Source organism: Methylobacterium sp. OAE515, from assembly GCF_041806315.1.
Classification (GTDB): Bacteria; Pseudomonadota; Alphaproteobacteria; order Rhizobiales; family Beijerinckiaceae; genus Methylobacterium; species Methylobacterium tardum.
In genome coordinates, this window is the sequence record NZ_JBGMUV010000001.1 from 3,840,753 (window position 1) to 3,852,382 (window position 11,630).

8 protein-coding genes and 2 pseudogenes are annotated in these 11,630 nt (G+C 63.7%); 6 read left to right on the forward strand and 4 right to left on the reverse strand.

The genetic code is table 11. The annotated features are described in order from the left end of the window. On the reverse strand, positions 1–2,382 hold the full coding sequence (locus ABIE45_RS18725; protein WP_192709392.1) for a non-ribosomal peptide synthetase: 2,382 nt from the start codon (positions 2,380–2,382) through the stop codon (positions 1–3). A 427-nt stretch (positions 2,383–2,809) separates the two neighbouring features. Here ABIE45_RS18725 and ABIE45_RS18730 point away from each other — a divergent pair. After that, positions 2,810–2,983: pseudogene (locus ABIE45_RS18730) on the forward strand (transposase); the annotation flags it as partial. Between the two features lie 129 nt (positions 2,984–3,112). Continuing rightward, positions 3,113–3,868: a methyltransferase, TIGR04325 family gene (locus tag ABIE45_RS18735; RefSeq protein WP_192709393.1), complete on the forward strand. Its 756-nt coding sequence runs from the start codon at positions 3,113–3,115 to the stop codon at positions 3,866–3,868. 68 nt (positions 3,869–3,936) lie between these two features. Here ABIE45_RS18735 and ABIE45_RS18740 read toward each other — a convergent pair whose 3' ends face one another. Further along, complete coding sequence (locus ABIE45_RS18740) at positions 3,937–4,122, reverse strand: hypothetical protein (RefSeq protein ID WP_192709394.1); 186 nt, start codon at positions 4,120–4,122, stop codon at positions 3,937–3,939. A gap of 273 nt (positions 4,123–4,395) precedes the next feature. Between ABIE45_RS18740 and ABIE45_RS18745 the strand changes: the two genes are divergently transcribed. From ABIE45_RS18745 to ABIE45_RS18760, 4 genes and pseudogenes are all read left to right on the forward strand, one after another. Continuing rightward, positions 4,396–5,304: a cupin-like domain-containing protein gene (locus ABIE45_RS18745; RefSeq protein WP_192709395.1), complete on the forward strand. Its 909-nt coding sequence runs from the start codon at positions 4,396–4,398 to the stop codon at positions 5,302–5,304. A gap of 168 nt (positions 5,305–5,472) precedes the next feature. Then, positions 5,473–6,201 (forward strand): annotated as a pseudogene (locus tag ABIE45_RS18750) (IS5 family transposase). Positions 6,202–6,623: 422 nt separating this feature from the next. Next, positions 6,624–7,874, forward strand: a complete 1,251-nt coding sequence (locus tag ABIE45_RS18755) for an HlyD family efflux transporter periplasmic adaptor subunit (protein ID WP_192709552.1) — start codon at positions 6,624–6,626, stop codon at positions 7,872–7,874. After that, entirely contained in the window at positions 7,856–9,856 is a 2,001-nt protein-coding gene (locus ABIE45_RS18760) for a glycosyltransferase (RefSeq protein WP_192709396.1), read from the forward strand. Before ABIE45_RS18755 ends, ABIE45_RS18760 begins: the two co-directional genes overlap by 19 nt. Here the strand turns inward: ABIE45_RS18760 and ABIE45_RS18765 are convergent. Together ABIE45_RS18765 and ABIE45_RS18770 are read right to left on the reverse strand one after the other, a co-directional pair. Beyond that, positions 9,853–10,764: a glycoside hydrolase family 16 protein gene (locus ABIE45_RS18765; RefSeq protein WP_192709397.1), complete on the reverse strand. Its 912-nt coding sequence runs from the start codon at positions 10,762–10,764 to the stop codon at positions 9,853–9,855. The two genes, ABIE45_RS18760 and ABIE45_RS18765, sit on opposite strands and share 4 nt — an antisense overlap. Positions 10,765–11,177: 413 nt before the next feature. Then, positions 11,178–11,525 (reverse strand): hypothetical protein, encoded by a 348-nt coding sequence (locus ABIE45_RS18770; RefSeq protein ID WP_192709398.1) that lies wholly within the window; start codon positions 11,523–11,525, stop codon positions 11,178–11,180. Positions 11,526–11,630 lie beyond the last annotated feature (105 nt).

The window sequence follows — 11,630 nt, forward strand, 5'->3', positions numbered from 1 at the left end:
TCATGACCTCGCATGTTGCCGGAAACGACGGAGGGCGTCGCTCTGCCGAGACGCGCGCGCCCGCGCATTCGGGCCGTCCTCGGAATCGGGGGCGCGGGGGGAGGCGACGAGCGACCGGATGGTCGGTCTCGCGAACAGGTCGATGATGGTGAGATCCGGCGCCAGAACCCCGCGAAGCGCTTGGTGGATCGCCATCAGCTGAAGGGACGTGCCGCCGAGATCGAAGAAGTTGTCCTCGACACCGACGGCGTCAATCCCGAGCACGCGGCGCCACTCTCGGGCGACGCGTTCCTCGTCCGGCCCCCGCGGCGGAACATAGGGGCGTCCGAGGTTGGGGCGGGTCCGCGCCGGCTGCTGGAGCGCGCGGCGGTCGACCTTGCCATTCGGTCCGAGCGGCAGCGTCGGCAACGCGATGACAGCACTCGGGATCATCGCGGCCGGCACACGCTGCGCGAGCGCTGTGCGCAGGCGCTCGGGCGCGGTTTCCGGCGACTCGAGCACCACATAGGCGACGAGGCTCTTGCCGCCGCCCGTGTCGGCCTGGACGACCGCGGCGGCGTCCCGGACGCCCGGCAGGCGGCGCAGGGCGGCGTCCAGGCCCTCAAGCTCGATTCTGTGGCCGTTGATCTTCACCTGGCCGTCGACGCGCCCCAGGAACGCGAGCGTTCCGTCGGGACGCTCGCGGACCAGATCGCCCGTCAGGTAGAGCCGCGCCCCGGGTTCGCGGGAGAACGGATCGCTCACGAAGCGCTCGGCCGTGAGATCCGGCCGGCCGAGATAGCCGCGTGCCAAGCCGTCTCCGCCGGCGCAGAGTTGGCCGACGGCGCCGCGCGGCAGCGGCTCGAGCCGGCGGTCGAGGATGTGGGCGCAGGTATTCGCGATCGGCCTGCCGATCGGGACCGTCTCGGCCGGCGGGAACCCGCGCGGTACCGTGTAGCAACAGGTGAAGGTCGTGTTCTCCGTCGGTCCGTAGCCGTTGATCAGTCGACAATGCGGAAGTGCGTCGAGGGTCTGTCTGACGTGGCGCGGCGACAGGACGTCCCCGCCGGCGAGCAGCTGACGCAGGGAGGCGAGGTCTCCGAGCGGGCCATCGGCCATCAGGTGGAAGAGTCCGGCCGTGAGCCAGAGCGTGGTGACGCCGTGGTCCCCGACGGCGCGGGCGATGGCGTCGACGGTGGTCGGGCCCGCCGGCATGACGACGAGCTGGCCACCGTTGAGCAAGGGCCCCCAGATCTCGAGGGTGGCCGCATCGAAGGCCAGCGGGGCGAGCTGAAGGACGATCTCGTCCGGACCAAGCGCCGCGAAATCGGTGTTGATCACGAGCCGCGCGATACCGCGATGCGGGACCATCACGCCCTTCGGCCGTCCGGTCGTGCCCGAGGTATACATGACGTAGGCAAGATCCTCCGCAGCACCCGGTCCCGGCAGCGCCTCGCGCGACGCGGGGAGGGGGGCGGGATCGTCGAGCCAGAGCGTCGGGCAGGTCCATAAACCCCCGTGCGCCCGCCCCGCGGCGAGACCGCGCCTCGAGACGACGACGGCTGGGTCGCTGTCGGCGATCTGCAGCGCGAGGAGTTCGTCAGGGTGAGCCGGGTCAAGGGGGACGTAAGCGGCACCGGCCTTGAGCGCGGCGAGATGGGCCACGATGGCGGACCCGGACCGGTCCAGGAGCAGGCCAATGCGCGCGCCCGGTTTCGCGCCCAGGCCGATCAGGCACCGTGCCAGGGCGTCGGCCTCGGCATCGAGCTCACGGTACGTCCACGTGCGCGTGCCCTCCCGGATCGCCACCGCGTCCGGACGAAGCCGGACCTGGGCCGCGAACAGGTCCGGAACCGTCGCGTCGCGCGGATACGGCCGTCGTGCGCCCATGCCGCTGGCGATCCGCGCGTCGCGATCTTCGGGGCTCAAGAGAGGCAAGCGAGCGACTGGCGTGCCGGGCGCGGCGCAAGCGGCCTCCAGAAGCCACCGCAGCGCAGCGAGCCAGCCGGCAAGACCTTCCGCATCGAGAATTCCGGCCGCCCCGGACGCCGTGACCCGGTACTCCGCCGTTCCCCGTTCCACGCGGAGATTCAGGCTGTCCGCCGTCCACCCATCGCCCGCCAGCTCGATCAGGATGCCTTGCCGAGCACGCGAGACAGGTCCTGCAGCCTCGATGCGCGCCTGAACCGCGTCGCGGACAGCGATCCAGGTCGGATCGTCCGAGATGTCCGTCTCCAGCTCGACGCCTTGCTCCGTGTCGCTCCCGCAGATGCGGAGACGCACCTGCGATGCCCCGGTGTAGCGATGGAAGACGGCGCTCGCCGCGGCGCAGAGCGACGCCAGCACCGCAGCGGAGGAGGAACCCCGCAGATCCGGCGCCGTGAGAAGCCGCTCAGGCAGCACACATGCCGCCGATCCGGGTCCTGCCGTAAATCCGTCCTGAGAAGCCTCGGCGATGCGCAGCGCACCTTCAGCGGCCATCGAAGACTGCATGCTCTTGGCCTTGAGATGATGGACTATAATGTGAGGCCAAAGCCCAACGGGCGACCTTCCTAACGTTATAATTCGATTCTCCGTTGACTTTAATCAATCTCAGGCCGTCGCTTCGAATGATAACTGCGAGACCCGAATAAATGCGGCTTGAATTCCAAATCACCGGCGAGGTTCTACCCTGTGGCAGGCCGATTTAGATGGTCAGATCGCTGGTTTATTTGTGCAATGCAAAAACCGAAGCGAACGCCACTTCAAGCCGACACTTGCGATGCCGTTGCTTGCAAATGTGTAGCGCGATCTGCTCGGATGTCATTCACGGCACCTACCGAATCGGCCGATGAAGCATTTCTGGCTGATGGACAAGCAACTTGCGAAGATCGCACCGCATCTGCCGTCTGAAACGCGCGGCAAAGCACGCATCGATGACCGGCGGATCCCCAGCGGCATCGTCCACGTGCTGAAAAGCGGGGGTCGCTGGAGCGATGCTCCACGCGAGATCGATGGGCCGAAGATTAGGCAAACGTACGCTGATAAATGACGGTCGATCTTCGAAAAAGGGGCGCTCATGTTGTCATTAGATCGCATAAAGGATTTTCCAATCTTGTTCCATGCTAGGCGCGCGCGGTATAGGCGGCGCTTCATGCATGAAGAAGCGGGATCATTCTGGGGAGTATATGATACCATTGACGAGGCAAAAGAGGGCATTGAATCTGCTTTGATATCGGATTACAGCGACGAAAACCTTGTTGATTTTAATTCAGATCGATTCAAGACAATCCATCTATTCGATTGGCCGGTAATTTTTTATCTAAAAAATCTCATTGTAGAGCAAAAATTGCTCTCACTTGTGGATTTTGGCGGCCATGTTGGCGCCAAATATGTCGCTTATCGCGAACTTCTCGACCTTCCCAAAGAGTTTAGCTGGCATGTGGTGGACTTGGCGCCCATGGTCTCCAAAGGAAGGCGAATCTTTACGAAAAATAGCGCACCGCATCTGTCATTTTCGGAAGAGATAACACCGGAAACGCGAGCCGACATCCTACTCTGTTCGGGGTCCTTGCAGTATTGCCCTTTTACAATCATCGATGTTCTAAGTAAATTCTCATGCAAGCCCGCCAATATAATCCTAAATAAGATGCCGTACTGTAGAAGCGGCGCCTTTGTAACGTTAGAAAATTTTGAGAGAGTTAAGGTTCCTTACTACATATTCGACCGCGACAAGCATGATGAGCAATTGAGAAACGCCGGGTACGATCTTGTTGCCAGATGGCGCTTGCCATACAGAGATTTCAATATCCCTTATGCAGTTCCAGGACACAGGATCAAAATGTTTGGTGAGCTTTGGTCGAAGAGTGACAACGTCGCAATCAACACTGGTGAGAAAAGAACTACTTAGACGAACGCATCTGCCGATTTGCAATTCGGCAATAACCGGGCCGCCTTCGTACGAGAGAGATGGGACATTCAGGGGCTCAGCGGCTCCGCAATCCCGAGATCCTGATCTTCATCACGTCGCCAGATCGGATCACGCCGCTCCATTTTGACGCCGAGGTCAATTTCCTTGTCCAGATCGCCAGCTCCAAGAACCTGTGGGTCTGCGATGCGAACGACCGCACGGTCACGACCGAGGCAGAGCTTGAGGTTTATCATGCCTGCGACATCCCGGCGGACCATTACAGGCCGCGGGTAAATACCGAGGCGCACCATTTCTCGCGATCCAGGTGACACCATTCATTTAAACTGGAACAAACATTAAGACGATACCGTATCAACGTCCTGCGTCGAATCAATCATCGCGCGGGATGTCTGTGCGTAATCTGACAACTAAATCCGCATTTTCTGTCCTATTCCCAAGTTTGATAAATATCATTGCTTCGGCACACACTTGTACAACAATATCAGCTCGTGAGAAGGAGAATACCGATGACGACGGTGCAAAAGGGAGAGGCCGCTACCGTTCACTGGGCGACGCGCGAGCCTGTCGAGGTCTGTCGGCGGGCCCTTCACCGTGAGCCGTTCCGGGCAACCCACCCGTTGGCCGCACATCCGCTCTTCACGATCGACGCCTTGATGCGCCTCGCGCGTGAGGTGAGTAAGCGCAAGGGTGATCTCTACTTCGACGCGGGCGACGTCAGCATCGACGACAAATGGGGAAAGATCCCCGTGCCGGACCGACCGGTGACCGACGTCATCGAGCGGATCGAGAGCGCTGGCGCCTGGATCGTCATGAAGCATGTCGAGTTGAACCCGGCCTACGCTGCGGTCCTCGCGGACTGGGCCGCCTTCGTACGGGACGTGGCAGGACCTTCAGGGGCTCACCTGCTCCGCAAGCCCGAGATGCTGGTCTTTATCACCTCGCCCAATCGGGTCACGCCGTTCCATTTTGACGCCGAGGTCAATTTCCTGGTGCAGATCGCCGGATCCAAGGATCTGTGGGTCTGCGATCCGAATGATCGTACCGTCACGACCGAGGAGGAGCTTGAGGTTTATTATGCGGGCGACATCGCGGCAGGCCACTACAAGCCGAGGGTCGATATCGAGGCAAAACATTTTCAGCTCGATCCCGGCGATGCGGTTCATATCCCGACCCACGGTGCCCACTGGGTCAAGAACCACGACAATATCTCGATCTCGCTGAGCCTCAATTTTGAATTCCCGGCCTGGTACCGCGCCGACATCTACCGGGCCAATCACTATCTCCGGCGCCTCGGCGTCACGCCACGCGGGCCCGGCTGCTCCGTCCTGAGCGATCGCGCCAAAGCGGCCACGGGGGCGGCGATCCGCCTGACCCGGGATGCGCGGAGGCGCCTGGTCTCGGGTGCGCGGGCCTGAGCGGCGCGCGGCAGGACGATCTGCACGGATCGTCGTCGCGGGCGATGTTCGGCGACGGCGCACGTGCGATCCGATCAGGGTCTGAGCCCCGGCAGGGACGCGGACACCTCCTTGCCGCGGCTCGCGTCTTCTTCCCGTGTTTGTCGTTTCCCGCGCAGCAGGTTTGCGATGGCACGGCTGTTCTGGCTCTCGGATGGAGCCTCGGGCGCGGCGCGAGCCGCACGGGCAGCCGGGCAAACCGCCGGTCGATGATAGGCCGGTGATCACCGGCATCCTGCATGTGCCGAAGGTCGGCTGCCGCTGCCAGGTCACGCCCTCCGCCGACGGCCCACACACGACGATCGACAGCCACTCCAACAGGTGGTCTCAGCGCGGCGTGGCAGCCTCTGTTTGCCAGGATCGCAGTTGCAGGCCCCGTCCCGGACGCGTCGATGCTCGACGCGCTCCCCGTGAAAGCCCACCGTTCGGCCGCAGGCGGAAAAGAGGGCTTGGAGCCGAGCCATCGGGCGCTCGCGCGGCGTCACGAGCAACATTCATTGCTTGGCCGATGGTCGTGGCCGACCGGTTGCGTTCGCCCTGACACCCACAATGGGGCCGACATCACATGGCACTGCCCCTGTTGCGGGCCTTGGTGTCGCCCGAGCGCCTGAGGAATTGCCGGAAGAACCACCGGGTTGACCACCCTGCCGTCCACGGCCACCCGAACGGTTCTCTGCAAGCACACAGCCGAGCCGCAGGCCGGCGGCGCAATCGGATCGTGCGCCTGTGTTTGGCCGCCTCAAGAACTGGCGGCGCGTCGCGAGCCGTTGTGACCGCTTGTCGTGCAACGACCGCGCCGCCGTCGCGCGCGTTTCCTGTGTCATCGCATGGGCCTGGATGAGGCCCCTGACGAGCTGAGCAGCAGGTCCGCTTCCTGTCCGTTCCGGTTGCAGGTCTCCGGCTTGCCGACACGGTGAACGCGGCCCTGCAAGGTTCCGCAATCGGCTGCCTTCTGCCGCTCACCCGGACCGCGCATAACGTCCGCTCACCGGCGCATTGACCCGCGGCCGGCCCAACGGCCGTCACGGGAGTGACGCGGCCAGGCAGACGCGGCTGAGCAGACCTGGTGGTGGGCCCCGCCGCTCGAAGGCATAAGATTTCAGACAGGACCCGAGATTAACCGCCTATTTACCAAAGTAATCGCGAGATATATTGATCGATTTTTCAAGATTACCAATTTCAGCGTGAGGTGGAACCCTCACTGCGGTCGGATAGTTGTGCCCGAGACGGATAGAATCGGTACCAGCTTTGCAAACAATCATACAGAGCTGAGGCTACGAATGCCCTGGAACAGTCGCTGGATGCGCGTGCTGGTCGGCGTGCTCCTCCTCAGTGCTGCCATCCTTGCTGTCCTACCAAGCTTCACGGGCTACACCAGCCTCGACGGCACAGTGAACGCCCGCTTCGCCCTCGTCTCGGCGCCCATCGAGGGCGTCGTCTCCGATACGCCACCGAAGGTCGGCACGGCGCTGCCCGAGGATACCTCGGTGTTCTTCATCAACAACGACCGCATCGCGCGGACCGCCGAGGCGCAGCTGGATGCAGATCTGGGCGCATCGAAAGAAAAGCTGCGCGCTCTGGAAATGCAGGCGAAGGACCTGTCCGCGCTGAAAACCGATCTCGTGGGCCGCCTCAAGGAATATCAGCAGGCGAGCATCACGAGCATCCAGCAAGAGATCGTCATCCGTCAGCAGCGCATCGCAGCGGCGCAGGCGAACAAGACGTCCGCCGAGGCGGACCTCGCGCGCAAGCAGACGCTGGGCGCGACCGGCGTGGTGGCCGGCAGTTCGGTCGAGCAGGCCCGCGCCGCCTCGGTCGGCGCCAGCAGCGAGCAGAACATCGCCAAGGCCGAACTGGAGCGGCTCCAGCGCCAGCTGGACGCGCTCAAGCGCGGCACCTTCGTGGGCGAGGGCCGCAATGACGTGCCCTACTCGCAGCAGCGCACCGACGAGGTCACGATCCAGCTTGCCAACGTCGAGGCGCAGATTCGGATCGAGAAGGCGCGCACCCAGCAGTTGAGCCTCCAGCTCTCCTTGGAGCGCTCCCGCAACGACCGGCTCTCCTTCGTCGCGGTGCAGATTCCCTTCAAGGGGGTGATCTGGCGCAACAACGTCGTGGCGGGCTCGAACGTGCTGGTCGGCAACGAGTTGATGCGCCTGCTCGACTGCCGCGACCTGTTCGTGGACATCCTCGTGGACGAGGTGAACTACGATGAGATCAAGCCGGGCGACAGGGCCGACGTGCGGCTGCTCGGAACGTCCCAGGTGATCGGAGGCCGGGTCGTGTCGGTGCGCGGGTCGGCCGCCGCCGTCGAGGAGACGGTGCTGGCAGCCATCCCGCCGCAGAGCCGGGGCAAGAACGCGCGCATCCGGGTCGCGCTCGACCCGAGCGATATGCAGACCGACTACGCCAACTTCTGTCAGGTCGGCCGCACGGTTCAGGTCCGGTTCGCGCGTGCCGGATCGTCCCTGCAAACCGCGCTCGATCCCATCGTGAACTGGGTGAAGGGCCTGTGGTTCAGCATCTCGTAAACCTCGGACCGACGCTGTTCGTCGCGGCCTTCTTCTTCCTCTTCACCCTGAACTGGCCCCGGGACCGCACGTGGACGCGCGCGATCACCTGCACCTTCGTGCTGCTTGTCGCCGTGCGCTATCTCGGGTGGCGCTTCTTCCACACCGTGCTGCCCTACCCGGCGGACCGAAGCTTCGGCTTCTTCTGGACGTGGTTCGTGTTCTGCGTCGAGATCGGCGCCTTCGCCGACATCCTGCTCTTCCTCGTGGCGATGAGCCGCTACGTGGATCGGCACGCCGAGGCTGACCGCCTGGAGCGCGATTTCTTCGCCCGCCCCTCCGACGGCCTGCCCACCGTCGACGTGTTCATCCCGACCTACAACGAGCCTCTGGACGTCCTGGAACGGACCATCGTCGGGGCTCTCGCGCTCGACTTCCCGCGCGACAAGCTGAAAGTCTATGTCCTCGACGACAAGCGCCGCGACTGGCTGCGGGAGTATTGCGAGTCGAAGGGCGCGATCCACGTCACGCGCCCGGACAACAGCCACGCCAAAGCGGGCAACATGAACAACGGCCTGACGGTCTCGTCGGGTGAGTTCGTCGCGATCTTCGATGCCGATTTCGTTCCCTACCGCAACTTCCTGCGCCGCACGCTGCCCTTCTTCCAGGATCCGACCATCGGCATTGTGCAGACGCCGCAGCACTTCTTCAACAAGGACCCGGTGCAGTCGAACCTCAGTCTCGAGAAGGTCTGGCCCGATGAGCAGCGGCTGTTCTTCGATGAGATGGCCACATCGCGCGACGCCTGGGACGTGAGCTTCTGCTGCGGCTCCTGCTCGATCGCTCGGCGAAGCGCCATCGACGCGATCGGCGGCTTCCCGCACGATTCGATCACCGAGGATCTGCTCACCACCCTCGCGATGCTCAACAGGGGCTACAAGACCCGATACCTCAATGAGCGGCTGTCGATGGGTCTCGCGGCCGAGAACCTGAAGGGCTACTTCGTGCAGCGCGGGCGCTGGTGCCGGGGCGGCATCCAGACGATCTACCTCCATAACGGCCCGCTGCGCGGTCCCGGCCTCAACCTCTTCCAGCGGGTGATGTTCATCCCCCTGTCCTGGTTGGTGCAGTACACCGTCCGCTTCGTCATCCTGATCGTGCCCGCCATCTACCTGTGGACCGGGGCGGCTCCGCTCTACTTCACCGGCACGGCGGACATCGTGCGCTACCAGCTTCCCGTGCTGGTCGGCTATTTCCTGCTGATGGGCTGGCTCACGCCGACGCGCTACCTGCCCCTGATCTCCTCGGCCGTCGGCACCTTCGCGACCTTCCGCATGTTGCCCGTCGTGCTCTCCAGCCTGATCAAGCCGTTCGGTGTGCCGTTCAAGGTCACGCCCAAGGGCTCGGGCAACGAGGAATCCGCGTTCGACGCCTACACGTTCTTCTCGATCGCCTTCTGGATCGCGGTCACGTCGCTGGGTCTCATCGTCAACATCGTACCCGAATGGTCGCGCATCGGTGAGGGCGAGTTCTCGGTGGTCTCGGCCTACTGGGCCGTGGTCAACATCGTGGTCTTGATGATCGCATCGCTGATCTGCTTCGAGAAGCCGCGCCCCCTCGTGGAGTCGTTCTCCACCAACGAGCGCGCGCTCGTGCTCGGGGTGAGTGAGACGTACCGTGAGGCGCGCATCGTCAGCCTCTCGCTGGAGGGAGGAATCGCGGAGTTCGCCACGCCTCCGGACCTGCGCAGCGGCGAGCATATGTGGATCGAGATGGACGCGTTCCCGCACCTGCGCTGCAAAGTCGAGAAGGTCGTGCAGTCGGAGGCGGGCAAGCCTGTCTGCGTGAAATTCAGCTACACGCTCGACGGCGCGTGCCGCGACCGCATGATCGTCAAGCTCTACACGGGCCGCTACAGCCAGGACATCCACGACCTCGACAAGTCCGCCATCGCGGGCGGGGTCTGGTCGCGGATGTTCGGTCGGAGCGCGCAGGCCGCCTAGCGCGTCCTCGTGCCGAGCGGCGCGTAGGCGCGGACGTAGTCGATCTGGTAGACCGCCGGGAACGGCGTGGTAACGTCCGGCCTCCCCGGCCAGTCCCCGCCGACCGCCAGATTGACCAGGATGTAGAGCGGCTTGTTGAGGTCGCTCGGCGGTGTCGTCGTGTAGACGGGCTGGCCGTCGAAGGACCACGTTATCTTGGAGGCTTCCCACAGCACGCCGTAGGTGTGGAAGGCTGCCGAGGTTTCGGGAACCTTGGCCGATCCTTGCGCCTGGGTATGCGTGCCTGTGGCCTGCGAGTGCACGGTCATGAAGATGGTCGCAGGGTCGTGACCCAGCATCTCCATCGCGTCGAGTTCAGGCGGCCAGGAGCCATCGGCCGGCAGCATCCAGAAGGCCGGCCAGATGCCCTGGCCCGCCGGCAGCTTCGCACGCATCTCGAAGTAGCCGCCCTGCTGCGTGAAGGCGCGATAGGTCGTGAGCATGCCCGAGGTGTAGGCGTAGCCGTTGATCAGGGGGCGGAGCTTCGGATCGGCGGGGGCGGCGACCAGGCTCAGGATCCCGTTCGAGACGGACCAGGGCCTCACGGAAGCCGTCGGCGCGTAGCGGGCGTCGATGTACCATTGCTGCTCGTGGTTCGACGCGAGGGTGACGCCATTCTTGCCCTGAGACCACCAGTAGGTCGTGTCCCATGTGCCGCCGCTGCCGTCCCAGAGGCTGAGGGTATCGAACTCATCCGAGAAGGTTAATTTCGCTGTATGGGCCAGATCGGAGGGATCGATGCTGATCGTGTCGTCTCCGATCGCAGGTGTTTGCACGTCCAGACACGCGAGCGCGACGACGGTCCACGCGGCCCGGGCCTTCAAAGCCGCGCGGTGGGGGAGGGCGGACTTGCAAAGGCCCGATGACATCCTTTTCCCTCCCGCGCTGGCCCGGACATCGATCAATGTCCGCGCACGTAAGGTCCTCATCGCGATGCGCACCGCAAGATGCGGAAGCCGCACGGCCAGCGCTGGATGGTGAGGGCGTGGGGGAGGATCCCGCGATGGGGCGCGGAGCAGCCCACGTCCAGACCCGCACCCGGAATGGCTCGGCGATGTCACGATCGCTGAGCGGCTCAAGCGGATATCGGGGGACCGCCTGGACGATCGGCGCACCGCGCACTGGCAGCCCTTGACGTCACCTTCGGGCCGGCGCTCCGGCTCGGTGGAGACGGACCCGAGGACCATGAGCGGCCCGTGGGATTGGCGGCACGATCTCGGCTCGCATCCCGAACCTGGACCCGGAAACGTCGTGCCAGCCCCCAGCGATTGATGAAAACGTTCTAGTTGGGGTAGCTGCGAGCAGACGTCAGGCAAACATTCTGGGCTTCACCCGTCGATTTAACTTGACCGCTCTTGGAGAGCTGAAGCGCTTTCTCCCCGGCATCCCACGAGGCGCGGGCAATTTCGGCCCGTTCACGAGATGAACATGTCCCGACGGTCACATCAGCGCTGATACGTTCTTCCGTCGTTTTCAGAAGATCGCCGCCGCGCCCCGTGGCTGACTTGAAATTCCCGAGACATGTATTCGCAATATGGAGCTGGACATTGCAAGCCGCGAAGGCTCCATCGGCTACGCCCGTCAGCGCGCCGAGCATCAAGAGACCGCCCGATACATATGCGAACGCCACAGAGACTCTCCCGTCGATGATGCCAAGGCGAAACCTTGGGACGGACAGCCTATACTGCGCGACAAATATCCAGAGCGTGAAAGTTCGGCACCCTGTTGACCGGCG

Excerpts from the sequence above, each read along its gene's own strand:
- ABIE45_RS18735 (WP_192709393.1), top strand. The coding sequence starts at position 3,113 with ATGCATGAAGAAGCGGGATCATTCTGGGGAGTATATGATACCATTGAC.
- ABIE45_RS18740 (WP_192709394.1), bottom strand. The coding sequence starts at position 4,122 with ATGATAAACCTCAAGCTCTGCCTCGGTCGTGACCGTGCGGTCGTTCGC.
- ABIE45_RS18745 (WP_192709395.1), top strand. The coding sequence starts at position 4,396 with ATGACGACGGTGCAAAAGGGAGAGGCCGCTACCGTTCACTGGGCGACG.
- ABIE45_RS18755 (WP_192709552.1), top strand. The coding sequence starts at position 6,624 with ATGCCCTGGAACAGTCGCTGGATGCGCGTGCTGGTCGGCGTGCTCCTC.
- ABIE45_RS18765 (WP_192709397.1), bottom strand. The coding sequence starts at position 10,764 with ATGTCATCGGGCCTTTGCAAGTCCGCCCTCCCCCACCGCGCGGCTTTG.